A 25594-nucleotide genomic window follows, 5' to 3' on the forward strand; every position below is an offset into this window, starting at 1 on the left:
TGCCATCAAAAATACGTTTAGTGTACCGGGTCACCTTTACGGAGATAGATCATCCAGTAAGTCAGACCAACCAGAACGCCGCCGCCAATAATGTTACCCAGGGTTACGGGGATCAGGTTGTCGAGGATAAAGTGAGTGACGGTCAGTGAGTGAAACTGTGCTGCCGTCGCCCCTGCCGCCTGCCAGAACTCAGGTGTCGCAAAGTCGCGGATAGTAATGGCATAGGGGATCAGAAACATGTTGGCGATACTGTGTTCGAAACCACTGGCTACAAACATCGAAACGGGCAGAATCATCACCACCAGCTTATCGGTCAGGCTACGGCCGGAATAACTCATCCAGACCGCGAGGCAGACCAGCAGATTAGCCAATGTGCCCAGGCAGACCGCTTCAATAAAGGTGTGGTGCATTTTGTGATCGGCGGTCTGCAGCACATTTAATCCCCAGGCACCGTTAGCAACCATATGTTGTCCGGCAAACCACATCAGGGCGACAAAGAAGAGGGCACCGCCCAGGTTACCGACATAAACGTTGATCCAGTTACGTGCCAGCTGGCCCCAGCTAATACGTCCACTGGCTTTGGCCACAACGATGAGGACCGTCGATGTGAAGAGATCGGCACCACACACGACGACCAGCATCAGGCCAAGTGAGAAGCAGATACCCCCAATCAGTTTGGCTATGCCATAGGGCATTGTGCCGCTGCCGGTGGTGGCTGTGATATAAAAAACGAATGCGATTGAGATAAATACGCCAGCGGTTAACGCCAGAAAGAAAGTGGTAAAGGGGTGTTTGGTGGCTTTATAAATTCCGGCATCTTCAGCAACTTTTGCCATTGCGGCCGGAAGTAATAGATTAAAAGGGTTGTCAGTTTTCACACTAACTTACTCCAGAAGTTGTCTGAAAAAATAGTAACAAAGGAGTAGTAGCAAGTAATTGATGTGGATCATGTTTGCCGGAACGGTAACCGTTTTGTCACAGGAAAAACGAATGATTTTGTTTTAAATTATTGAATTTATTAAATTAAATATTTTTTAAAATATGCAGGATTATTTTAATGTCAGGTCTGTGATTGCCTGTCCGGAATGGCGTTTGTAACTTATTGGTCATCCGTATGTTAAATAAAACAATGGGATGTTGCAGGAAAGGTATTTAATGCAGCTAATGTTTTCATGAAAAGAAAATAACATGGCACCCGGTAAATGCAGTGCCATGCCGGATCGACTGTCGACCCGCTGACGCGTCAGGAATTACGCGTTTTTCCAGTAGTGGCGTTTGGCCGTTTGCAGTTTTTCGTAAGCCGCAAGCAGAGACTGATGAGCCGGGAATGCCAGCAGCTCATCATCAACCGCCTGAAGTCCGTTAAACGGCTGTTCACCACTGATGGCGGCCGAGGCGGCTTCCACTGCGCTTTCACCATACATCCGCGTGAAGGCATGATGGTATTGCAGCGGGTCACGCTCATCTTCCATCGCTAATAGCAGCAGGGTCTGCAGGCAGCGGTAGTAATTTGCCCGCTCTGGCGTAAAGACAGAGCTGTTAAATTCCATTGTCCACTCTGTCCAGATCAGGGCCTGCTCGAGATCGCCACCTGCCAGAGCCAGCATCGCCTTTAATTCACCGATACGCAGCGTCGACCAGCCGTTATCTTTACCGGTGGCCAGACCCAGCAGCTCGCGGACGCGGGTAAAGTCATCGAAACCTTCGTCATCCAGTTGCCCGATTAAATCGAGATACTCTTCCGGATTCCAGTTGCTGTCAGGCAGTGCCAGCAAGGTTTCACGTATGCCCGCTCCCATGCTGTTATTTGCCAGGAAGAGATCTTCTGCCGGATAGATATCAGACATGCCAGGCACGATGATGCGACAGGCGTAGACACCCAGATGCTCATAGTCAGCGATATAGACTTCCTGATCTTCTGAAGCAAAGATCGCCATCAGTGTGGCAAACTCCTCTTCAGTACTGCCCGCGAAGGACCAGTCCACAAAGGGATAATCCGCCGTCTCTTTAAACAGATCCCAGGAGATCAGGCCGCTTGAATCAATGAAATGGGTTTCAAGGTTGGCGTGCTCGGCGACTTCTTCATCGTCGAACGTCGGTGGGGTAAACACATCCAGATCTTTCAGGCTCCGGCCCTGCAGCAGCTCGGTGACGGTACGCTCCAGCGCAACGCCAAAATCGGGATGCGCCCCAAAGGAGGCAAAACAGGTCCCGTTGGCCGGGTTAAACAGCACCACGCAGATCACCGGATATTTACCGCCAAGCGAGGCATCGTAGGCGAAAATCGGGAAACCTTCCGCTTCAAGACGGGCAATCGCTTCGATCACGTCAGGGTAGCGCTGCATCACCTCATCCGGGATCGCCGGCAGGCTGATAGCTTCAGCAATAATGCGGTTTTTGATGTAGCGCTCAAACACCTCAGAGAGCCCCTGAACACGCGCTTCATTGGCCGTGTTACCCGCCGACATGCCGTTAGAGACATAGAGGTTACCAATGATATTCATCGGGATATAAACGGTTTGCTGGTCGGACTGGCGGGTAAACGGCAGGGCACAGATGCCCCGTTCAGCATTACCGGACTGCAGATCGATTAATCCGGACGCCGTCAGCGCCTGGTCTGGATCGTAAAAGGCGCGCAGACGCGGGTCCAGAATCCCCTCAGGTAAGGATTCATCCTCAGGGACAGCAAACCATTTTTCATTGGGATAGTGAACAAAATCGCCGTTCGCGATCTTTTTTCCAAGCCAGAAGTCAGCAAAGAAATAGTTCGTTGAGAGACGCTCAAAATATTCGCCCAGCGCGGAGGCCAGCGCCGCTTTTTTACTGGCGCCTTTGCCGTTGGTAAAACAGAGCGGGCAATCGCGGTCGCGAATATGCACAGACCAGACATGGGGAACAGGATTCAGCCAGGAAGCTTCTTCAATATTAAAGCCAAGATCCTGCAGCTTATTCTGGAAACGCGCAATGGAGTCTTCCAGTGCGGCATCTTTGCCCGGGATAAATGTTTGCGTCATAGTGCCGCTCTCTCAGTTGTCATAGGGTGCGTAAAGCGCGCCATGATACGGATTTTGCCTGAAGACCGCTATCAGGGCGGGATAAATTTACCGCCGTAGTTTTCCATTACTTCGCTTTACCGGCCAGACGCACTTTTATCGTGCTGAACGGCGCCTCACAAAATTTCGTGCAGGTTTGCATTGGTAACATAACATCCGGCGCGGCAGAGTCAGAAAATGTGACCGCCTCCTGATTTATGATTGCAGCTATCAGAATGCAGTGATAAAACCGGATGATTATTCATAACCGTTCGATATGACAGTGGTGAGGGGAAATGACGCAGGTTTATAATTTTAGCTCTGGCCCGGCGATGCTACCGGTAGAAGTGCTCCGTCGTGCAGAACAGGAACTGACGAACTGGCGCGGTCTGGGTACCTCTGTAATGGAGATCAGTCACCGCAGTAAAGAGTTTATTCAGGTGGCTGAGGAAGCCGAACAGGACTTCCGTGATCTGCTAAAAATCCCGGCCGGTTACAAAGTTTTATTCTGTCATGGGGGCGCACGTGCGCAGTTCGCTGCCGTGCCGGGCAATCTGCTGGGTTCAGCGACAACGGCCGACTATGTTGATGGCGGTTACTGGGCGCACAGTGCCATTAAAGAGGCGGAAAAGTATTGCTCCCCGCGCACGCTGGATGTCAAAACAACCCGTGACGGTAAACGTGCCATTCTGCCGATGCGCGAATGGGCCGTCAGCGAAGCGTCCGCTTACCTGCACTACTGTCCGAATGAGACCATCGACGGCATCGCTATTGATGAACAGCCAGATTTTGGCAGCAAAACCGTTGTCGCTGACTTCTCCTCTACCATTCTTTCACGTCCGATTGATGTCAGCCGTTACGGTGTGATCTATGCCGGCGCGCAGAAGAATGTGGGCCCGGCTGGTTTGACGCTGGTCATCGTACGCGAAGATCTGCTGGGTCAGGCACACAGCTCTGTTCCCTCTATCCTCGATTACAAAGTTCTGGCCGATAACGACTCCATGTTTAACACGCCACCGACTTTTGCCTGGTACCTTTCGGGTCTGGTGTTTAAGTGGCTGAAAGAGAAAGGCGGTGTAGCTGAAATTGATCGCATCAATCAGGCAAAATCTGACCTGCTTTACGGTGTGATTGATGGCAGCGACTTCTATCGCAATGATGTGGCGACAGAAAACCGCTCGCGGATGAACATTCCTTTCCAGCTGGCCGATGCCTCACTGGATGCGCTGTTCCTGGAAGAGTCATTTAAGAATGGATTACATGCGCTTAAAGGACATCGTGTAGTAGGTGGTATGCGCGCCTCTATTTATAATGCGATGCCGCTGGAAGGTGTTAAGGCCCTGACTGATTTCATGGTCGATTTTGAACGCCGTCACGGCTAACCGATAAGATATCAGCGCTGATGCTGATGCCAGACCTCGTCCTGCGACGAGGTCTCTGTATTTTTTGAGGATTTCGTTTCACATGCAGGACTCCCTGACTCTCCAACCGATTGCGCGCGTCGACGGCACGGTAAATCTGCCTGGCTCCAAGAGCGTTTCCAATCGTGCACTGCTGCTGGCTGCACTCGCAAAAGGCACCACCCGACTCACCAATTTACTCGACAGCGATGATGTAAAACACATGCTGAATGCGCTGACCGCACTGGGTGTCAGCTATACGCTTTCAGACGATCGCACCGTGTGTGAAGTGACGGGGAATGGCGGCCCGCTGCATGCCGCACAACCGCTGTCGCTGTTTCTGGGTAATGCTGGAACCGCAATGCGCCCGCTGGCAGCAGCGCTTTGCCTGGGTCAGCACGATGTCGAACTGACCGGCGAACCACGCATGAAAGAGCGCCCAATCGGCCATCTGGTGGATGCGCTTCGTCAGGGTGGGGCGACCATTGAGTATCTGGAAAACGAACACTATCCGCCGCTGCGTTTACGCGGGGGGTTTACCGGCGGTGACGTCAGTGTGGATGGCAGCGTCTCCAGTCAGTTCCTGACGGCACTGCTGATGACTGCGCCGCTGGCTCAGCAGGACACCTGCATCACCATTAAAGGCGATCTGGTATCGAAACCCTACATCGACATCACGCTCAATCTGATGCAGTGCTTTGGCGTCGACGTTGAAAATCAGCACTATCAACGCTTCCTGATCAAAGGTGCGCAGCAGTATCAGTCGCCAGGGGATTACCTGGTCGAAGGCGACGCCTCTTCCGCCTCCTATTTCCTGGCCGCCGCCGCGATTAAAGGCGGAACAGTTCGGGTCACCGGTATCGGACGTAAGAGTATGCAGGGTGACATCCGTTTTGCTGACGTGCTGGAAAAGATGGGCGCGAGCATTGAGTGGGGCGATGACTATATTGCCTGCACCGCCGGAAAACTGCAGGCGATCGACATGGATATGAACCATATCCCGGATGCGGCGATGACCATTGCGACCACGGCACTGTTTGCAGAAGGGACAACGCAGTTACGTAATATTTATAACTGGCGGGTAAAAGAGACCGACCGGCTGAGCGCGATGGCCACTGAACTCCGTAAAGTGGGCGCAGAGGTTGAAGAGGGCCATGACTACATCCGCATCACGCCGCCAGCGACACTGATTCATGCGGATATTGGCACCTATAACGATCACCGCATGGCGATGTGTTTTTCTCTGGTGGCGCTCTCTGATACGCCGGTCACCATTCTTGATCCAGGCTGTACGGCAAAAACCTTCCCGGACTATTTTGTGCAGCTTGAGAAAATCAGCCTGCGTGCCTGACAGACCTTCTCCGGTGCGTTCCCGCACCGGATTTTCCCTGATTCAATCTGGCTTTAATCGCCCGGATATCCTCTTATTTGACTAAATTTTCCCAGCCGCTCAGTGCGAAAGGGTAACCAAGCACGGCTATGCAGCGTATAATGCTAACCATTAAGGGTGGCCGACAGGCCATGAAGCACGCAGCAACAGGAGGGAATAATGACAGTAACTGCCCCGGTCATAACTATCGATGGGCCAAGTGGCGCGGGGAAAGGAACCCTGTGCAAAGCCATGGCAGAATCGCTGCAGTGGCATCTGCTGGACTCCGGTGCTATTTATCGCGTGCTGGCGTTAGCCGCATTGCATCATCAGGTGGATATCGATTCGGAAGAGGCGTTAGTGCCGATTGCTGCACACCTTGATGTGCGCTTTGTCTCTCAAAAGGGTGAAATGCAGGTCATACTGGAAGGGGAGGATGTCACCGGCGAGATCCGCACGCAGGAGGTGAGCAACACCGCTTCCCGTGTCGCTGCCTTTCCCCGGGTGCGCGAAGCACTACTGCGCCGCCAGCGTGGTTTCCGCGAGATGCCGGGTCTGATTGCGGATGGCCGGGACATGGGCACCGTAGTTTTCCCTGATGCGCCAGTGAAAATTTTCCTGGATGCCGGCCCGGAAGAGCGCGCCCGGCGCCGTATGCTACAGTTGCAGGAAAAGGGCTTTAATGTTAACTTTGACCGCCTTTTAGCCGAGATAAAAGAGCGCGACGACCGCGATCGTAACCGCGCAATTGCGCCTCTGGTCGCCGCTGGCGATGCACTGGTATTAGACTCGACTGAGATGTCTATCGACCAGGTCATTGAAAAAGCGCTACACTATGCCCGCGAAAAGCTGGGCATCCCGGCTTAACTGAATTAATAACCCTGTACCACGGATCCGGTGCAGGGCATGTGAAACAACCCCATCCGACATGAAGTCAGATGGACGTTAAATTGAAGAATCCTGAAGATTATCAATATGACTGAATCTTTTGCTCAACTATTTGAAGAATCCTTAAAAACAATCGAAACCCGCCCGGGTTCTATCGTTCGTGGCATCGTCGTTTCTATCGACAAAGATGTCGTTCTGGTTGATGCGGGTCTGAAATCTGAATCTGCAATCCCTGCAGAGCAGTTCAAGAACGCAGCCGGCGAACTGGAAATCCAGGTTGGCGACGAAGTTGATGTTGCTCTGGATGCAGTGGAAGACGGCTTCGGTGAAACCCTGCTGTCCCGTGAGAAAGCTAAGCGCCATGAAGCATGGATCACGCTGGAGAAAGCTTACGAAGACGCTGAAACTGTTACCGGTGTTATCAACGGCAAAGTTAAAGGCGGCTTCACAGTTGAGCTGAACGGTATCCGTGCGTTCCTGCCAGGTTCACTGGTTGATGTGCGTCCGGTGCGCGATACGCTGCACCTGGAAGGCAAAGAGCTTGAGTTCAAAGTAATCAAGCTGGATCAGAAACGCAACAACGTCGTGGTTTCACGTCGTGCCGTTATTGAATCTGAAAACAGCGCAGAGCGCGATCAGCTGCTGGAAAACCTGCAGGAAGGCATGGAAGTTAAAGGTATCGTTAAGAACCTCACTGACTACGGTGCATTCGTTGATCTGGGCGGCGTTGACGGCCTGCTGCACATCACTGATATGGCGTGGAAGCGCGTTAAGCATCCAAGCGAAATCGTTAACGTTGGCGATGAAATCACCGTTAAGGTGCTGAAGTTCGACCGCGAGCGTACCCGTGTTTCTCTGGGTCTGAAGCAGCTGGGCGAAGATCCATGGGTTGCTATCGCTAAACGCTATCCGGAAGGCACCCGCCTGACCGGTCGTGTGACCAACCTGACTGACTACGGCTGCTTCGTGGAAATCGAAGAAGGCGTTGAAGGTCTGGTACACGTTTCTGAAATGGACTGGACCAACAAAAACATCCATCCGTCTAAAGTTGTTAACGTAGGCGATGTGGTTGAAGTTATGGTTCTGGACATCGACGAAGAGCGTCGTCGTATCTCCCTGGGTCTGAAGCAGTGTAAATCTAACCCATGGCAGCTGTTCGCTGAGACGCACAACAAAGGCGATCGTGTTGAAGGTAAAATCAAGTCAATCACTGACTTCGGTATCTTCATCGGCCTGGACGGCGGCATCGACGGTCTGGTTCACCTGTCTGACATCTCCTGGAACGCGACTGGCGAAGAAGCCGTTCGTGAGTACAAAAAAGGCGACGAAATCGCTGCCGTTGTACTGCAGGTTGATGCAGAGCGCGAGCGTATCTCTCTGGGCGTTAAACAGCTGGCAGAAGATCCGTTCAACAACTACATCACTCTGAACAAGAAAGGTGCGATCGTCACCGGTAAAGTGACTGCAGTTGATGCTAAAGGTGCTACAGTTGAATTAGCAGACGGCGTTGAGGGTTACCTGCGCGCTTCTGAAGCTTCACTGGACCGCATTGAAGACGCCACTCTGGTTCTGAACGTTGGCGACGACGTTGAAGCTAAGTTCACCGGCGTTGATCGTAAAAACCGTGTCGTAAGCCTGTCTGTCCGTGCGAAAGACCAGGCTGATGAGAAAGAAGCTATCAACACTGTTAACACCAAACAGGAAGAAGGCAACTTCTCTAACGCGATGGCTGAAGCGTTCAAAGCGGCTAAAGGCGAGTAATCGACCTGAAGCACCGGGTGGGCAACCACCCGATTTCGGTAAAAGCTGTCATACTTTCCCTGAGGGATAAACCGGAGGTTACATGACCAAGTCAGAACTGATTGAAAGACTGGCGGGACAGCATACTCATATACCGGCGAAAGTCGTTGAGGATGCAGTAAAAGAGATGCTCGAGCACATGGCCACGACGCTGGCACAGGGTGAGCGCATCGAAATCCGGGGATTCGGCAGCTTTTCTTTGCACTATCGCGCTCCGCGCACCGGGCGTAACCCGAAAACGGGTGACAAAGTGGATCTGGAAGGTAAATACGTTCCCCACTTTAAGCCAGGTAAAGAGCTGCGCGATCGCGCAAATATTTACGGCTAAGCCGATACCGAACCCGATAAACGACATCTCCGGATGTCGTTTTTTTTTGCCCGCTATCCTGTCTGCGATCAGATATTCACGCTGTTCTTATCTGACGCTATCCATCACAAGTTTTTTGCGAGCCCGCTCGGGCCAGCGCAATTCTCTCCTGTTACTTTCTCCTGAGGGGTTCAGACTTACCGAACTGACCCGATGGATATGATTATGCTGACATGGACTGTTCTGGCGCGACTGACGATTGTGGCCACACTGCCGCTACTGCTGATGGCCCGGCTGCCTTCAGGCCAGATGATACTGATGTGTCTTCTTACCGGTCTGGCGCTGCTGCATTCTCCTTGTCAGCCCGTTCGTCTGATCGGTATCACGCTGCTGCTTCTGAGCTGGGCGTGCTACGACGCCCGTCTGATGGTGCGGGACATTGAACATTTCTCTGCACGTAACAGGAGCTACACGATTCAGATCGCTGAACTGCGCCAGGCGCGCAGGCAAATTCAGGTTCGCCTGCTGGAAGAAGAGGGCAGGAGGATATTTCCGCCGCGCTTCGCCTGGATCTATTTCGATGCTGACTCAGCGCTCTACTGTCCCGGACAGCGCTGGACGATGCAACTGCGTCTGCGACCGGTCCATGCCCGTCTCAACGAAGGCGATTTTGATGCCCAGCGTTTTGCACTCGCTAACAATACGCCGCTACAGGGTCGGATCCTGAAGCAGGTCGCAATTGATGAGCGCTGTGACGCGCGCTGGCGGTTTATTCTGGGGCATCGGGAGAGCACCCGAGGCCTCGCTTCACGGGCGACGCTGGAAGCGCTGGCGTTTGGCGTTCGTGATGAGATGAGCCAGCAGACACGTCAGCTTCTGCGGGAGACGGGCACTGCGCACCTGATGGCGATCTCCGGTATGCACATCGCCTTAGCGGCCAGCACCGGCTGGCTGATTGCGCGCGGCGTGCAGTTCTTTTTGCCTGCCCGCTGTGTCGGCTATCTTTTTCCTCTCATCGTGAGCTGGCTGTTCGCCGCACTCTATACCTGGCTTTCAGGCGCGCAGCCGCCCGCAGAGCGTTCGTTGCTTGCCCTGACGCTATGGGGAATAACCCGGACTGCCGGTATTCAGCTGAACAGCTGGCAGGTCTGGACATTCTGTATTGCACTGCTGCTGGTGGCAGAACCCTTAACCGTACTCTCTGACAGTTTCTGGCTCTCGGTACTGGCTGTCGGCATGCTGCTGGTCTGGTATCACTGGTTTCCCTTGCCTGCCGCGCTTCGGCATCAACGACGCTGGCTGCCGCTTCAGCTGCTGCATCTTCAGGCGGGCATGATGATGTTAATGGTACCGCTGCAGGTGGCGATTTTTAACGGCATCAGCCTGACGGCCCTGATGGCAAATTTCGTCGCGATTCCGGTTGTCTCATTCATTACCATGCCCCTGATGACGCTCGCCATGCTGTTGCCGGTCACACAGTTCTCCGGCTTCTTCTGGAGCGCGGCCGATCTTTCACTGCGAGCGCTGTTTTACTGCCTGAAGCAGCTGCCGTCGGGCTGGTATCCACTGAGTGGCACAACCTGGTTTACGGTCATGGTCTGGGGCGGCCTGATCCTCTGGCGCGCGCAGCTCTTTTTCGCTTTTCCTGTGAGCAGCAGCGCGATCGCCCTGGCGATGATACTCAGTCGCCAGCCCAATCAGGAACGGGGCTGGCGTATCGATATGCTGGATATCGGACACGGACTGAGCCTGGTGATCAGCCAGGGCGACGAGGCGGTGATCTATGACACCGGGCCACGCTGGCAGAACGATAATGCAGGCAGTCGGGTGATTATTCCGTGGCTGGAGCGCAGGCAGCTGCGCCTGAAGCAGGTGATCCTCAGCCATAAACATCTTGATCATACCGGCGGGCTGGATGCGATCAAAAAGCGCTGGCCCGCAGCGGAAATCAGAAGTGCGCTGGCGGACAGGACGCACTTACCCTGTGTGCGTGGCACGCAGTGGCGCTGGCGACAGCTCACTTTTCGGGTCATCTGGCCGCTGACGGCCCCTTTACCCGGTGGAAACAACGACTCCTGCGTGATGATTGTTGATGATGGTCAGGTGCGGCTGATGTTAACCGGCGATATTGAAGCCAGGGCGGAGCGTCAGCTGGTGGCCCTGGAAAAGGAGGGATTGAAGGTCGATATCCTGCAGGTGCCGCACCACGGCAGTCGCACTTCGTCCACCTCACTGCTGCTGCGCAAAGCGGCAGGTCACACCGCCATCGCCTCTCTGGCGCGCTACAATGCATGGCGTATGCCTGCAAAACGGGTCGTGGAAGCTTATCACGCCGCCGGTTTTCACTGGCTGGATACCGGGCAGTCAGGGCAAATCAGCATCAGGATAGAGCAGGGCAGCGTGCAGGTTTTCAGCCTGCGGGATCAATTAATGCCCCGTTGGTATCATCAGTGGTTTGGCGTCAAACGTGATTCCAGGTAGAATGGCCGGCTATTTCCAACAGCGTGAATAAATAATGCATCAAGATAAAGATCTCTCTACGTGGCAGACGTTCCGCCGACTCTGGCCGATGATCGCGCCAAATAAAGCGGGATTAATTGTGGCCTCTGTCGCCCTGATTATTAATGCTGCGGGCGACGCCTTAATGCTCTCCCTGTTGAAACCGTTACTGGATGATGGTTTTGGTAAAGCCGACCGGTCAGTGATGCTGTGGATGCCGTTGGTGGTGATCGGCCTGATGCTGGTACGTGGCGTAACCAGCTATATCTCCAGCTACTGCATCTCCTGGGTCTCCGGCAATGTCGTGATGAATATTCGCCGTCGCCTGTTCAGCCATATGATGGGCATGCCGGTTTCGTTTTTTGACCAGCAGTCGACCGGCACCCTGCTGTCGCGTATCACTTATGACTCTGAACAGGTCGCCTCCTCCTCTTCCGGTGCGCTGGTCACCGTGGTGCGTGAAGGGGCATCGATTATTGGCCTGTTCATCATGATGTTCTACTACAGCTGGCAGCTGTCGTTAATCCTGATCGTGCTCGCACCTATCGTCTCCTTTGCCATCCGCACCGTTTCTAAGCGCTTCCGTTCAATCAGCAAAAGTATGCAGAACACCATGGGGCAGGTGACCACCAGCGCCGAGCAGATGCTGAAAGGACATAAAGAGGTACTGATTTTTGGCGGTCAGGAAATTGAGTCAGAGCGCTTTAACCGCGTCAGTAACCGTATGCGTCAGCAGGGGATGAAGCTGGTCTCAGCCTCCTCTATTTCCGATCCGGTGATTCAGCTGATCGCCTCTCTGGCCCTGGCTTTTGTTCTTTACGCCGCCAGTTTCCCGAGCGTCATGGACACTCTGACCGCCGGCACCATCACCGTGGTCTTCTCTTCGATGATTGCTCTGATGCGCCCGCTTAAGTCTCTGACCAACGTCAATGCTCAGTTCCAGCGCGGCATGGCAGCCTGTCAGACCCTGTTCTCCATTCTGGACAGTGAACAGGAAGTGGACAATGGCACCCGCGAAATTACCCGCGCCAAAGGCGATATTGAGTTCCGCGACGTGACCTTTACCTATCCGGGCCGTGAAGTCCCGGCACTGCGCAATATCAATCTGTCGCTGCCCGCCGGAAAAACGGTCGCGCTGGTGGGCCGTTCCGGTTCCGGTAAGTCCACGATGGCGAGCCTGCTGACCCGCTTTTATGACATCCAGCAGGGTGAAATTCTGCTGGACGGTTTTGACCTGCGTGAGTACACCCTGCGTTCGCTGCGTAATCAGGTGGCGCTGGTGTCGCAGAATGTGCATCTCTTCAACGACACGATTGCCAATAACATCGCCTATGCGCGCAGTGAGCAATACAGCCGTGAAGAGATCGAACGGGCAGCGACCATGGCGCACGCCATGGACTTTATCAATAAAATGGATAAAGGCCTGGATACGGTCATTGGTGAGAATGGCGTGCTGCTGTCTGGCGGCCAGCGTCAGCGTATTGCCATCGCCCGTGCCCTGCTGCGCGATTGTCCGATTCTGATCCTCGATGAAGCGACCTCAGCTCTGGATACCGAGTCCGAACGTGCGATTCAGTCAGCCCTGGATGAGTTGCAGAAGAACCGCACCTCGCTGGTGATTGCGCATCGACTCTCCACGATTGAGAAAGCGGATGAGATTGTGGTGATTGAAGATGGTCAGATCGTTGAACGCGGAACGCATCAGGTGCTGCTGGCTGAACGTGGTGCCTATGCCCAGCTGCACAAAATGCAATTCGGCCAATGATTGAACGTATCTGGAGTGGTCGCTCACCGCTGTGGCTTCTGCTCTGGCCATTAAGCCTGCTGTATGGGGCGATTACGGCTCTGATACGTTTCAGTTACCGCCGGGGCTGGCGAAAAAGCTGGCGTGCGCCCTTGCCGGTTGTGGTGGTGGGTAACTTAACCGCTGGCGGCAATGGGAAAACGCCGGTGGTGATCTGGCTGGTTGAGGCGCTGCAGCAGCGCGGGCTGCGTGTGGGGGTCGTCTCCAGGGGATATGGCGGCAAGGCGGATCACTATCCTCTGCGGGTGACCACCCAGACCGGCACCGATCAGGCCGGGGATGAACCGGTCCTGATTGCCCAGCGCACCGGGGCACCGGTCGCGGTCGCCCCCCGGCGTCGACAGGCAATTGAGGCGTTACTGCAGCAGGGCCCGCTGGATGTCATTATCACGGATGATGGCCTGCAGCATTACGCTCTGCAGCGCGACCGGGAAATTGTGGTGGTGGACGGCCAGCGTCGCTTCGGTAATGGCTGGTGGTTGCCCGCCGGTCCGATGCGCGAACGAGCCAGTCGTCTGCAGCAGGTTGATGCGGTAATCATCAACGGCGGCGATGCACTGGCCGGCGAGATTGCCATGCATCTCCAGCCTGGCCTGGCCACTAATCTGCTGACCGGCGAAACCTGTCCGTTGCAGCAGCTGGGTGCAGTGGTGGCGATGGCCGGTATTGGTCATCCGCCCCGCTTTTTCAACACGCTAAAGCAGCAGGGTATGACGCCGCTGGCAGAAGTCGCCTTTGCCGATCATCACGCCTACAGCGAAGATGAGCTGACCCGCTTACTGCAGCCGGGCCAGCAACTGCTGATGACCGAAAAAGATGCGGTGAAATGCCGCCCGTTTGCCCAGCCGTCGTGGTGGTATCTGCCGGTAGATGCCCGGTTATCCGGCCAGGCCGTGACGCCCTTACTGGACGATATCGAACAACTCAGCCGCCGCACGTCCTGACCCCCCAATGTGCATTCAGGTGAGGCCTGATAAGGGAAAGAATGAACACCACGCATTCACTTTCGTTACAGCAGGCCCGTCACCTTCATCTTGCCGCCCAGGGCCTGCTGCGCGCCCCCGCAAAGCGCGCGGCCTATCAGGATCTGGTCGCGTGCATCTCCCGCATGTCGCTGCTGCAGATTGATACGATCCATGTGGTAGCGCGCAGTCCTTATCTGGTGCTTTTCAGCCGTCTTGGTGACTTTCCACAGCGCTGGCTGGAACAGGCGCTGGCTGAGGGTGAGCTGTTTGAATACTGGGCGCACGAAGCCTGCTTTATTCCGCGCGCCGATTACCGGCTTCTGCGTCATCGTATGCTCTCGCCGGAGCGGCTGGGCTGGAAATATAGTGCGCAGTGGGTTGCTGAGCATCAGCAGGAGATAGCCGATCTCCTGCAGCAGATCAGGGAGAAGGGGCCGGTACGGGCCGCCGACTTCAGCCATGCTGATAACCCCAAATCGGGATGGTGGGCATGGAAACCGCACAAGCGCCATCTGGAAAATCTCTTCAGCGCCGGTGAACTGATGGTTACCGAACGCCGCAATTTTCAGCGTGTCTATGACCTGCGCAGCCGCGTGATGCCTGACTGGCAGGATGCCATCCATGGCATCAGCGAAGCGGAAGCCATCCACCAGATGTTGCTGAACAGTGCCCGCAGTCTGGGCCTCTTTCGCACTGCCTGGCTGGCCGATTACTATCGTCTGAAACGGGCACCACTGAACGCGTTTATCGCCGAGGCGCAGGCAGCCGGAGAACTGGTGGCCGTCAACACGGAAGGGCTGGGGGCGATGTGGCTTCACCGGGACCTGCTGCCGTTACTGGAGACCCCGCTGCAGGCGACGCACAGCGCGCTGTTGTCGCCGTTTGATCCGGTGGTCTGGGATCGCAAACGTGCGCTGGAGCTGTTCAGCTTTGACTATCGTATCGAGTGCTATACCCCGGCGGAAAAGCGGAAATTTGGCTATTTTGTGCTGCCCATACTTCATCGCGGTCAGCTGAAAGGCCGGCTGGATGCCCGCATGCTGCGCAAGGCTAAACAGCTGGAAATTAAAAATATCTGGCTTGAAGAGAAGACCCGTGTGACGGCACGCTTTGTCGTGGATATCCGGCGCGCGATCGAACGTTTCGCCGCATGGCAGGGTGCAGAGAGCGTCGTCATCCTCAACATGCCAGAGGCCCTTAGCGATTGCTGGCCTGCGCTGTGGACACTGGCATAATCTCTTTTGCGGCAGCTGCCGCAGAGAACGTTTTACCCCATCCCGCATGAAGCGGGCTATGGTATGCTTTACCCCTTAAGCATTTGCTCCCTGATGGAGGACATATGGATCATCGTTTACTCGAAATCGTTGCCTGCCCGGTCTGTAATGGCAAACTCTACTTTAACAATGCTCAGCAGGAGCTGATCTGCAAACCCGATGGCCTGGCCTTCCCGGTCAGAGAGGGGATTCCGGTACTGCTGGAAACAGAAGCCCGTACGCTCTCTGTTGAAGAGATTCATCCATGAGTTTCACCGCCATCATTCCTGCACGTTATGCGTCAACCCGCTTACCCGGCAAGCCGCTGCTCGATATTCATGGTAAACCGATGGTGGTGCATGTGATGGAGCGCGCCCGCGAGTCGGGTGCCAGCCGGGTCATTGTGGCCACCGATCATCCCGATGTGGCGCAGGCCGTGGAAGCGGCAGGCGGCGAAGTCTGCATGACGCGCGCCGATCATCAGTCCGGCACAGAGCGGCTGGCGGAAGTGATCGAAAAGTATCAGTTTGCTGATGATGAAATCATCGTCAACGTGCAGGGCGACGAACCGATGATTCCGGCAGAGATTGTGCGTCAGGTGGCGAATAATCTGGCGGGGTCGGCAGCGGGCATGGCGACGCTGGCCGTACCCATCACGGATGCGGAGGAAGCGTTTAATCCCAATGCGGTAAAAGTGGTTATGGATGCGCAGGGTTACGCGCTCTATTTTTCACGGGCGACTATCCCCTGGGATCGTGAACGCTATGCTGTGTCACGCGACCAGATTGGTGACACGCTACTGCGCCACATTGGTATTTACGCCTATCGTGCCGGTTTTATCCGCCGCTATGTTGCCTGGGCACCTTGTCCGCTGGAGCAGATTGAGCTGCTCGAACAGCTGCGGGTGTTATGGTACGGCGAGAAAATTCATGTTGCTGTTGCGCAAACTATTCCCAGCGTGGGAGTAGACACGCCAGACGATCTGCAACGTGTCCGCGAGGCCATGCAGGCCTGATTATCGGGGAGCCTGTCTCCCCGTTTCCGCACAACCTTATTGATCCGCCACTAAACTTATCGCCAACACTTCCTTCAGGATATTGTGATACTCATCTGAGGAGGATGCCGCATGGAAGAGCTTAAATCGGAACTCACGCTGGCGCTGGGGGAAACGATCAGCCGCCTCGAAATCATCAGCGAACAGCCGCCCACCCGACTTTATGCGTTATACGATCGGGAAGGCCTCCCTATGCCGGTCGTGGCAAAATATTTTCGTCATCAGGGCCGGGCAGCGATAGAAGCGAAAAAGCTGACGTTGCTCGGTCAGGCCGGACGGATTGCGGTGCCAGCCGTGTATGGTCTGGTGATGAGCCAGCGTCCTCCGGTTCATGAAATGCTTCTGCTGGCGCGACTCAATGGCGTGACGGCGGAGGCCCCGGCGCGGGATGCTCAGCGCCGGCAGCAGTTTTGTGAGCAGGTAGTCGAGGGGCTGCTTGCCTGGCATCGGCTCGACAGCCATGGGCTGGTGGGTACGGTGGATAGCACTCAGCAGAATCGCTGGCCCGCCTGGTATGCTCAGCGGGTTGAGGTGCTGTGGGCGACGCTGAATTATCTGCGACCACCGGCTTTGACGCTCGAAGATCGCCAGATTCTGTTTCGCTGCCGGGCGCGACTGGCGCATCTGTTCCGCGGCTTTGACGATCCCTGCGTAATGGTGCATGGCAACGTCCGGCTGCAAAGCATGCTGAAAAACAGCCGCAGCGATCAGCTAATCGCGATGACCCAGCCCGGCCCGCTCCTCTGGGCACCGCGTGAGATTGATCTCATCCATCTGGATGACTCTCCTGCTGAAACCGCGCTGCTGCACAGCTATCTGCAGCGGGCACCGGTTTCAGAAGGATTTGTCTGGCGTCGGTGGGTTTATCAGGTGTGGGACTGTGTCGACCAGCTGATCCAGACCGGCACCTTTAATCGTCCCCGTTTTGACCATGCCTGCGCGCAGCTACTTCCCTGGCTCGGTTGAGTCCGGTTTCTCGCCTTTCAGCCTCTGCAATAGTGCGCCAAGCGTTTCATACACCGCCCGTTCGCTGTGACTCAGCCAGATCGGGGAGGGTATTGCTCGCTCCCATCCATTCAGCGGTGAGGTAATTGCCAGCTGGTTGGCGGGTGCGGCAATCGGCTGCAATCCGACCGCGTGGAAAAAACGTATTGCCCGCGGCATATGATTCGCGGATGTGACCAGCAGGAATGGATGTTCACCCACCACGCCTTTCACCGCCTGCGCCTCATCCGCCGTATCACGCGGCTGATCGAGAAGCTGAATATGTGCCGGGGGAACCCCTAAACTTTCGGCTACCTGTGCCGCGACCCAGGCGCTGCTCTTCGGATTGGTGCCGCCTGCGGCGCCGGTGAAAATCAGGGTCGATTGCGGATTGCGTTGCCACTGGCGCACTCCTTCTGCCACGCGCGGCAGGCTGTTGTTCAGCAGATTTGAACTCGGCGCCCACGCCGGATTGAACGTGTAGCCTCCGCCCAGCACGACGATGTAATCCACCTCACGGCTGCCGTTCCAGGTCGGATAACGGCTATCCAGCGGCAACAGCAGGCGATCGGCCAGCGGTTGCAGACTCAGAAGCAGCAGTAACAGCCAGCTGACAGAGATCACGGTTTTACCGCTTTTCTGCCAGTCAGTCAGCCAAAGCAGTAAAATGCCCAATGCCATCAGCAAAAGCAGAAACGGCAGGGGTAAAAGCAGCCCGCCAGTTACTTTTTTCAGGGTAAATAACATCAAAAACGCGTCCTGTTGTCCGAAAATAGAGCACCCGGAAGGGAAGATGGGGATGAAAGGTTCATTCTTCTGGTGCCTGTGACAAAATAGCACAAGTCTTACCGCAGCATACCGGAGCGCATGCCATGCAGGATCGTAACTTTGACGATCTCGCGGATAAATTTTCGCAAAATATTTACGGCACCACCAAAGGACGGATACGCCAGGCCATTCTCCATGATGAGCTGGCGATGATCCTGCCAGGCCTGTCGCCACATCCGCTCTCCGTGCTGGATGCGGGTGGCGGAATCGGCCAGGTCTCCAGCGGTCTGGCGGCACAGGGCCATCAGGTGCTGCTGTGCGATCTCTCCGGTGAGATGCTGCGCCGGGCGGAAGAAAATGCCACGGCGCAGGGTGTGAGCCACAACATGCAATTCAGACAAATTAGCGCCCAGCAGGTGGGTGAACATTTGGATAAGCCGGTGGATCTGGTATTGTTCCACGCTGTGCTTGAGTGGGTCGCCGAACCGGAGGCGGTGCTGAAAGCGTTGTATGATGTGCTGCGTCCGGGTGGGGTCATGTCGCTGATGTTTTACAATCTGCACGGCCTGACACTGCGCACCTTAACGCTGGGCAACTTTGGCTATCTGCGCACCAACCTGACCAAACGCAAAAAGCGCACGCTATCGCCTGACTATCCCCGCGATCCCGATCAGGTTTATCGCTGGCTGGAGGCCTGTGGCTTTGTGATTGAGCGGCGTGCCGGTATCCGGGTTTTCAGCGACTACATGAAACCGCCAAAGGGCGAGCCCAAAAGCGACGACGAAATTATTGAGATGGAGCGGCGTTACTGCCGTCAGGAACCCTTTTTAAGCTTAGGGCGTTACATCCACGTGACCGCGCGTAAACCCGGGCAGAAGGACGAATTATGAGTGAATTTTCCCAGACGGTACCTGAACTGGTATCCTGGGCGCGCAAAAATGACTTTTCCCTTGCGCTGCCAGTGGAACGGCTGGCCTTTTTGCTGGCTATCGCCACCCTCAACGGGGAGCGGATGGACGGTGAAATGAGCGAAGGCGATCTGATTGATGCTTTCCGTCACGTCAGTAAAGCGTTTGAACAAACCCATGAAACCGTGCTGGTTCGCGCCAATAACGCCATCAATGACATGGTGCGACAGCGCCTGCTCAACCGCTTTACCAGCGAACTCACCGAAGGCAACGCCATCTATCGCCTGACGCCGCTGGCGATCGGTATCACCGACTACTACATCCGTCAGCGGGAGTTTTCGACCCTGCGCCTGTCGATGCAGCTCTCCATTGTGGCCAGTGAGCTGAAGCGGGCCGCCGATGCCGCGCAGGAAAATGGCGATGAGTTTCACTGGCACCGTAATGTTTTCGCGCCGCTGAAATATTCGGTGGCAGAGATATTCGACAGCATCGATATGACCCAGCGTCTGATGGATGAGCAGCAGCAGGCGGTCAAAAACGATATCGCCGAGCTGCTGAACAAAGACTGGCGCGCGGCTATCTCCAGCTGCGAAATGCTGCTTTCAGAGACCTCGGGAACCCTGCGCGAACTGCAGGATACGCTCGAAGCTGCGGGTGACAAGCTGCAGGAAAACCTGTTACGCATTCAGGATGCCACGCTGAACAGCCCGGATCTCGGGTTTGTCGACAAGCTGGTGTTTGATCTGCAGAGCAAACTTGACCGAATCACCAACTGGGGCCAGCAGGCGATTGACCTCTGGATCGGCTACGACCGCCACGTCCATAAATTTATTCGTACTGCCATCGACATGGATAAAAACCGCGTCTTTGCGCAGCGTCTGCGGGTATCGGTTCAGAATTACTTCGACGCGCCGTGGGCGCTGACCTATGCCAACGCCGACCGTCTCTATGACATGCGCGATGAGGCCCTGACGCTGCGTAACGACGAAGTCATGGGCGAACTGCCGCCGGAGATGGAGTACGAAGAGATCAACGAAATCCGCGAACAGCTGGCAGCCATGATTGAAGAAGCGCTGCAGGTCTACAAGTTGCAACAAAAACCGCTCAACCTCGCGTCAGTAATGCGCGACTACCTGGCCCAGTATCCCCGCGCCCGTCATTTCGATCTGGCGCGCATTGTGGTGGACCAGGCGGTGCGTCTTGGCGTAGCGGAAGCCGATTTAGCCGGTTTGCCTGTGGAATGGCAAGCCATCAATGATTACGGAGCCAAGGTGCAGGCACATGTCATCGACAAATATTGAACAAGTGATGCCGGTTAAGCTGGCACAGGCACTGGCCAACCCGATTTTCCCCGCGCTGGACAGCCAGTTACGCGCGGGACGCCACATCGGTATTGAAGAGCTGGATAACCATGCTTTTCTGATGGACTACCAGTCGTTTCTCGAAGAGTTTTACAGCCGCTATCACGTGGAGTTAATCCGTGCGCCGGAAGGCTTCTTCTATCTGCGTCCGCGTTCAACCACGCTGATCCCGCGCTCGGTACTCTCTGAGCTGGATATGATGGTCGGGAAAATTCTCTGCTATCTCTATCTCAGCCCGGAACGGCTGGCCAATGAAGGGATTTTCACCCAGCAGGAGCTCTACGATGAACTGCTCTCGCTGGCGGACGAGAACCGGCTGCTGAAGCTGGTGAATCAGCGTTCAACCGGGTCGGATCTGGACCGCACCAAGCTGCAGGAGAAAGTGCGCGCCTCACTGAGCCGTCTGCGCCGTCTCGGCATGGTGTGGTTTTTCGGCAACGACAGCAGCAAATTCCGCATCACGGAATCGGTGTTCCGCTTTGGCGCTGACGTGCGCGGCGGGGATGATGCCCGTGAAGCGCAGCTTCGTCTGATTCGTGACGGGGAAGCGATGCTACTGGAAAACGCCACTGCACCGGTCGACACCGATGAAGGTGACGGGCAGGAGAGCGACGCGAGTGAGAACGCAGAGGAAGAACAGGCATGATTGAGCGCGGAAAGTTTCGTTCGCTTACGCTGATCAACTGGAACGGCTTTTTTGCCCGCACCTTTGATCTTGATGAATTAGTTACCACGCTGTCAGGCGGTAACGGGGCCGGTAAGTCCACCACGATGGCGGCTTTTGTCACCGCGCTGATCCCCGATCTGACACTGCTGCATTTCCGTAATACCACCGAAGCGGGTGCGACCTCCGGGTCGCGCGATAAAGGCCTGCACGGCAAACTGCGCGCCGGCGTCTGCTACTCCATGCTGGATGTGGTGAACTCACGCCACCAGCGTGTGGTGGTGGGTGTTCGCCTGCAGCAGGTCGCCGGCCGGGATAAAAAGGTGGATATCAAGCCGTTCAGCATCCACGGTCTGCCTGCCGACACCAACCCGACCGACATGCTGACTGAAGTGCTGAACAGCCGTCAGGCGCGCGTGTTGCCGCTGAATGAGGTGAAAGAGCGGGTTGAGGCGCAGGAAGGGGTACAGTTCCGCGCCTATAACTCGGTCACTGACTATCACGCCATGATGTTTGATCTGGGTGTGGTGCCGCGTCGTCTGCGCTCCGCCAGCGATCGCAGCAAGTTTTATCGCCTGATCGAAGCCTCGCTCTACGGCGGTATCTCCAGTGCGATTACCCGATCGCTGCGTGATTACCTGCTGCCTGAAAACAGCGGCGTGCGCAAAGCCTTCCAGGATATGGAAGCCGCACTGCGCGAGAACCGCATGACGCTGGAGGCAATCCGCGTAACTCAGTCCGATCGCGATCTGTTTAAACACCTGATCTCTGAGGCGACCAGTTACGTTTCGGCTGACTACATGCGCCATGCTAACGAGCGTCGGGTTCATCTCGACAGCGCGTTACAGCTGCGCAATGAACTGTTCAGCAGCCGCAAGCAACTCGCCACCGAGCAGTATCGTCATGTTGAAATGGCGCGCGAACTGGCTGAGCACAGCGGCGCCGAAAACGATCTCGAAGTCGATTATCAGTCCGCCAGCGATCACCTTAACCTTGTGCAGACGGCGATGCGTCAGCAGGAGAAGATTGAACGCTACGATGCCGATATCGAAGACCTGACGCTGCGGCTGGAAGAGCAGACCGAAGTGGTGGCCGAAGCGCGTGAGATTCAGGAAGAGAACGAAGCGCGGGCTGAAGCGGCTGAGCTGGAAGTGGATGAGCTGAAAAGTCAGCTGGCCGATTTCCAGCAGGCGCTCGACGTGCAGCAAACCCGCGCCATTCAGTATCAGCAGGCACTGCAGGCACTGGAGCGCGCCCGTACCCTTTGTCAGTTGCCCGACCTGAGCATCGACAATGCAGCCGAATGGCAGGAGAGCTTCCAGGCTAAAGAGGAGGAGGCGACAGAGCACCTGCTGCGTCTTGAGCAGAAGCTGAGCGTGGCGGAAGCGGCGCACAGTCAGTTTGAACAGGCGCTGGCGCTGGTGACCAGCATCGCCGGTGAGGTGAGTCGTCAGGATGCCTGGCAAACCGGCCGCGAACTGCTGCGGGATGCCAGCAATCAGCGCCATCACGCCGAACAGCTCTCCTCGCTGCGTCTGCGTCTCAATGAACTGGAACAGCGGCTGCGCGAGCAGCATGAGGCTGAGCGTCTGCTGGCCGAGTTCTGCAAGCGTCAGGGGCAGCACTACGACGCGGATGCGCTGGCTGGCCTGCAGCAGGAGCTGGAAGCGCAGATCGAACAGCTGAACAGCAGCGTGGCTGACGCGGGTGAGCAGCGCATGAAGATGCGCCAGGAGCTCGAACAGCTGCGTGAACGTATTACAGGCCTGACGGCGCGCGCGCCGCACTGGCTCGCCGCCCAAGAGATCCTGACGCAGCTCAGCGAACAGACCGGCCAGGCGCTGAACAGCAGCCAGGATGTCACCGAGTACATGCAGCAGTTGCTGGAACAGGAGCGTGAAACTACCGTCGAGCGCGACGAAGTGGCAGCACGTAAACGCGACATCGAGCAGCAGATTGAACGGCTCAGTCAGCCGGGCGGTGCTGAGGATGCGCGTCTGACCCAGCTGGCAGAACGTTTTGGCGGCGTGCTGCTGTCAGAGATTTACGATGATGTGACCCTGGACGATGCGCCGTACTTCTCGGCGCTCTATGGCCCGTCACGTCACGCGATCGTTGTACCTGATCTTTCACGGGTGCGCGAGTTGCTGGACGGACTGGAAGAGTGCCCGGAAGATCTCTATCTGATCGAGGGCGATCCGCAGTCATTCGACGACAGCGTCTTCAGTGTTGATGAGCTGCAGAATGCGGTCGTGGTAAAAGTGGCTGAGCGTCAGTGGCGCTACTCCCGCTTCCCGAAAATACCGCTGTTTGGCCGCGCGGCGCGTGAAAATCAGCTTGAGCTGCTGCATCTGGAGCGCGACAAGCTGGCGGAACGCTACGCGACCCTGTCGTTCGATGTGCAGAAAACGCAGCGTCTGCATCAGTCCTTCAGTCGCTTTATCGGCAGTCATCTGGCCGTCGCCTTTGATGCCGACCCGGAAGCGCAGATTCGTCAGCTGGGCGCGCGTCGCGGGGAGCTGGAGCGGGCACTCAATCAGCATGAAAGTAACAATCAGCAGCAGCGTCAGCAGTATGAGCTGGCGAAAGAGGGCGTATCGCAGTTAAACCGCCTGCTGCCGCGCGTTAATCTGCTGCTGGATGACACTCTGGCCGATCGCTGCGAAGAGATTCGTGAGCAGGTAGATGCCGCTCAGGATGCGGCGCGCTTCCTGCATCAGCATGGCGCTAAGCTGGCGAAACTGGAACCGATCATCGCGGTTCTGCAGAGCGACCCGGAACAGCACGAACAGCTGCAGGCGGACTATCAGCAGGCGCAGCAGCAGCAGCGCAACGCCCGTCAGCAGGCATTTGCCCTGACCGAGGTGGTGCAGCGTCGTGCTCACTTCAGTTATGACGATTCAGCCAGCATGCTCAGTGGCAACAATGACCTCAGCGACAAGCTGCGTCAGCGCCTGGAGCAGGCTGAAGGCGAGCGCAGTCGTTGCCGTGAACGTCTGCGTGAACATCAGGCACAGCTGACCCAATATGCTCAGCTGCTGGCCTCGCTGAAAAGCGCCTGGGATGCCAAGCGCGACATGCTGAAAGAGCTGCAGCAGGAGATGCAGACGATTGGCGTCCATGCGGACAGCAGCGCAGAAGCGCGGGCGCGGGCGCGTCGCGATGAGCTTTATACCGCACTGAGCCACAACCGCGCACGCCGGAATCAGCTGGAGAAACAGCTGACCTTCTGCGAAGCGGAGATGGATAATCTGCAGAAGCGACTGCGCCAGCTGGAACGCCAGTATCATCAGGTGCGTGAACAGGTGGTCAGCGCGAAAGCGGGCTGGTGCACGGTGCTGCGTCTGGTCAAAGAGAATGGCGTGGAGCGCCGTCTGCATCGTCGTGAACTCGCCTACATGAGTGGCGATGAACTGCGTTCGATGTCGGATAAGGCGCTGGGTGCGCTGCGTCTGGCGGTGGCGGACAATGAGCATCTGCGCGACGTGCTGCGGCTGTCGGAAGATCCGAAACGTCCGGAACGTAAAATTCAGTTCTTTATCGCCGTTTATCAGCATCTGCGTGAGCGTATTCGTCAGGACATTATCCGGACTGACGATCCGGTGGAAGCGATTGAGCAGATGGAGATTGAGCTGAATCGCCTGACGGAAGAGCTGACCGCGCGTGAGCAGATGCTGGCTATCAGTTCTCGCAGTGCGGCAAACATCATCCGTAAAACCATCCAGCGTGAACAGAACCGTATCCGTCAGCTGAATCAGGGCCTGCAGACCGTCAGCTTTGGTCAGGTGCGCAGCGTACGTCTCAACGTTAACGTTCGCGAAACCCATGCCATGCTGCTGGATACGCTGTCGGAAGAGCATGAACAGCATCAGGACCTCTTCAACAGTAACCGTCTGACCTTCTCAGAGGCGCTGGCGAAGCTCTATCAGCGTCTGAACCCGCATATCGATATGGGTCAGCGGACGCCGCAGACTATCGGTGAGGAGCTGCTGGACTACCGCAACTATCTGGAGATGGAGGTGGAAGTTAACCGCGGTTCGGATGGCTGGCTGCGTGCAGAAAGTGGCGCACTCTCAACCGGTGAAGCGATCGGCACCGGGATGTCGATTCTGGTGATGGTCGTGCAGAGCTGGGAAGAGGAGTCACGCCGTCTGCGTGGCAAGGATATCTCACCTTGCCGCCTGCTGTTCCTGGATGAAGCGGCCCGTCTGGATGCCCGCTCTATCGCCACGCTGTTTGAGCTGTGTGAACGTCTGGAGATGCAGCTGGTGATTGCTGCGCCGGAGAACATCAGCCCGGAGAAAGGCACGACTTACAAACTGATGCGTAAGGTGTTTAATAACACCGAGCACGTGCATGTCGTCGGCCTGCGTGGATTTGCGGCCGATCCGGTGCCCACTCGCGCCGGGAGCGGGGAGGCCGCTCTGCCCGATCTGACCACTGAAAAATCTCAGGCTGAGACGTAGTCAAAAACCGAACCATTGGTTAATCTGGAAACGGCATTTGTCGCATGAGGCAAATGCCGTTTTTGTTTGTAT

Annotated in this window: 19 protein-coding genes; 16 read left to right on the forward strand and 3 right to left on the reverse strand. The window is 56.1% G+C overall.

Translation table 11 applies throughout. The features are described 5' to 3' along the window. Nucleotides 1–17 precede the first annotated feature (17 nt). Nucleotides 18–878 carry a formate transporter FocA gene (gene focA / locus HFD97_RS02490; RefSeq protein WP_167431054.1) on the reverse strand — a complete coding sequence of 287 codons (861 nt, stop codon included), beginning with the start codon at nucleotides 876–878 and terminating at the stop codon, nucleotides 18–20. A 372-nt stretch (nucleotides 879–1250) separates the two neighbouring features. Continuing rightward, on the reverse strand, nucleotides 1251–3014 hold the full coding sequence (ycaO, locus tag HFD97_RS02495) for a 30S ribosomal protein S12 methylthiotransferase accessory factor YcaO (RefSeq protein ID WP_009091116.1): 1764 nt from the start codon (nucleotides 3012–3014) through the stop codon (nucleotides 1251–1253). A gap of 314 nt (nucleotides 3015–3328) precedes the next feature. Between ycaO and serC the strand changes: the two genes are divergently transcribed. The 12 genes from serC to HFD97_RS02555 all read left to right on the forward strand — a co-directional run bounded on the left by serC (nucleotide 3329) and on the right by HFD97_RS02555 (nucleotide 17337). Then, nucleotides 3329–4414: a 3-phosphoserine/phosphohydroxythreonine transaminase gene (gene serC, locus HFD97_RS02500; RefSeq protein ID WP_009091114.1), complete on the forward strand. Its 1086-nt coding sequence runs from the start codon at nucleotides 3329–3331 to the stop codon at nucleotides 4412–4414. An 82-nt stretch (nucleotides 4415–4496) separates the two neighbouring features. After that, nucleotides 4497–5783, forward strand: a complete 1287-nt coding sequence (aroA, locus tag HFD97_RS02505; protein ID WP_167431053.1) for a 3-phosphoshikimate 1-carboxyvinyltransferase — start codon at nucleotides 4497–4499, stop codon at nucleotides 5781–5783. Nucleotides 5784–5981: 198 nt separating this feature from the next. Beyond that, a complete protein-coding gene (gene cmk, locus HFD97_RS02510) occupies nucleotides 5982–6668 on the forward strand; it encodes a (d)CMP kinase (protein WP_009091111.1) in 687 nt (228 codons plus the stop codon). 108 nt (nucleotides 6669–6776) lie between these two features. Further along, the gene (rpsA, locus tag HFD97_RS02515; RefSeq protein WP_009091109.1) at nucleotides 6777–8450 is read left to right on the forward strand and encodes a 30S ribosomal protein S1; all 1674 of its coding nucleotides are present in this window, start codon (nucleotides 6777–6779) and stop codon (nucleotides 8448–8450) included. 82 nt (nucleotides 8451–8532) lie between these two features. Next, nucleotides 8533–8817, forward strand: coding sequence for an integration host factor subunit beta (gene ihfB, locus HFD97_RS02520; RefSeq protein ID WP_003849360.1), 285 nt, complete (start codon nucleotides 8533–8535; stop codon nucleotides 8815–8817). 204 nt (nucleotides 8818–9021) lie between these two features. Further along, the gene (locus tag HFD97_RS02525; protein ID WP_167431052.1) at nucleotides 9022–11277 is read left to right on the forward strand and encodes a DNA internalization-related competence protein ComEC/Rec2; all 2256 of its coding nucleotides are present in this window, start codon (nucleotides 9022–9024) and stop codon (nucleotides 11275–11277) included. A gap of 34 nt (nucleotides 11278–11311) precedes the next feature. Continuing rightward, nucleotides 11312–13060, forward strand: a complete 1749-nt coding sequence (gene msbA / locus HFD97_RS02530; RefSeq protein ID WP_046101523.1) for a lipid A ABC transporter ATP-binding protein/permease MsbA — start codon at nucleotides 11312–11314, stop codon at nucleotides 13058–13060. Then, the gene (lpxK, locus tag HFD97_RS02535) at nucleotides 13057–14043 is read left to right on the forward strand and encodes a tetraacyldisaccharide 4'-kinase (RefSeq protein ID WP_167431051.1); all 987 of its coding nucleotides are present in this window, start codon (nucleotides 13057–13059) and stop codon (nucleotides 14041–14043) included. The genes msbA and lpxK overlap by 4 nt, the downstream gene beginning before the upstream one ends. Nucleotides 14044–14084: 41 nt before the next feature. Beyond that, entirely contained in the window at nucleotides 14085–15299 is a 1215-nt protein-coding gene (locus HFD97_RS02540) for a winged helix-turn-helix domain-containing protein (RefSeq protein ID WP_167431050.1), read from the forward strand. 104 nt (nucleotides 15300–15403) lie between these two features. After that, a complete protein-coding gene (locus HFD97_RS02545; RefSeq protein WP_009091101.1) occupies nucleotides 15404–15586 on the forward strand; it encodes a Trm112 family protein in 183 nt (60 codons plus the stop codon). Next, the gene (gene kdsB, locus HFD97_RS02550; RefSeq protein WP_167431049.1) at nucleotides 15583–16332 is read left to right on the forward strand and encodes a 3-deoxy-manno-octulosonate cytidylyltransferase; all 750 of its coding nucleotides are present in this window, start codon (nucleotides 15583–15585) and stop codon (nucleotides 16330–16332) included. The genes HFD97_RS02545 and kdsB overlap by 4 nt, the downstream gene beginning before the upstream one ends. 111 nt (nucleotides 16333–16443) lie before the next feature. Further along, entirely contained in the window at nucleotides 16444–17337 is an 894-nt protein-coding gene (locus tag HFD97_RS02555) for a phosphotransferase (RefSeq protein ID WP_167431048.1), read from the forward strand. On the opposite strand, the gene elyC is transcribed toward HFD97_RS02555, so the two are convergent. Further along, a complete protein-coding gene (gene elyC / locus HFD97_RS02560) occupies nucleotides 17317–18102 on the reverse strand; it encodes an envelope biogenesis factor ElyC (RefSeq protein ID WP_167431233.1) in 786 nt (261 codons plus the stop codon). The genes HFD97_RS02555 and elyC overlap by 21 nt on opposite strands. Before the next feature lie 125 nt (nucleotides 18103–18227). Between elyC and cmoM the strand changes: the two genes are divergently transcribed. Genes cmoM through mukB form a run of 4 tightly spaced genes read left to right on the forward strand, consistent with a single transcriptional unit; the run spans nucleotide 18228 to nucleotide 25522 of the window. Beyond that, on the forward strand, nucleotides 18228–19013 hold the full coding sequence (gene cmoM, locus HFD97_RS02565; protein ID WP_058957450.1) for a tRNA uridine 5-oxyacetic acid(34) methyltransferase CmoM: 786 nt from the start codon (nucleotides 18228–18230) through the stop codon (nucleotides 19011–19013). After that, nucleotides 19010–20332: a chromosome partition protein MukF gene (mukF, locus tag HFD97_RS02570; protein WP_167431047.1), complete on the forward strand. Its 1323-nt coding sequence runs from the start codon at nucleotides 19010–19012 to the stop codon at nucleotides 20330–20332. Before cmoM ends, mukF begins: the two co-directional genes overlap by 4 nt. Next, nucleotides 20313–21038 carry a chromosome partition protein MukE gene (mukE, locus tag HFD97_RS02575; RefSeq protein WP_009091092.1) on the forward strand — a complete coding sequence of 242 codons (726 nt, stop codon included), beginning with the start codon at nucleotides 20313–20315 and terminating at the stop codon, nucleotides 21036–21038. The genes mukF and mukE overlap by 20 nt, the downstream gene beginning before the upstream one ends. After that, entirely contained in the window at nucleotides 21035–25522 is a 4488-nt protein-coding gene (mukB, locus tag HFD97_RS02580) for a chromosome partition protein MukB (protein ID WP_009091089.1), read from the forward strand. Before mukE ends, mukB begins: the two co-directional genes overlap by 4 nt. The last annotated feature ends 72 nt before the right edge of the window (nucleotides 25523–25594 follow it).

Origin of the sequence: Pantoea sp. EKM103V (genome assembly GCF_011800365.1) — a bacterium.
Classification (GTDB): Bacteria; Pseudomonadota; Gammaproteobacteria; order Enterobacterales; family Enterobacteriaceae; genus Pantoea; species Pantoea anthophila.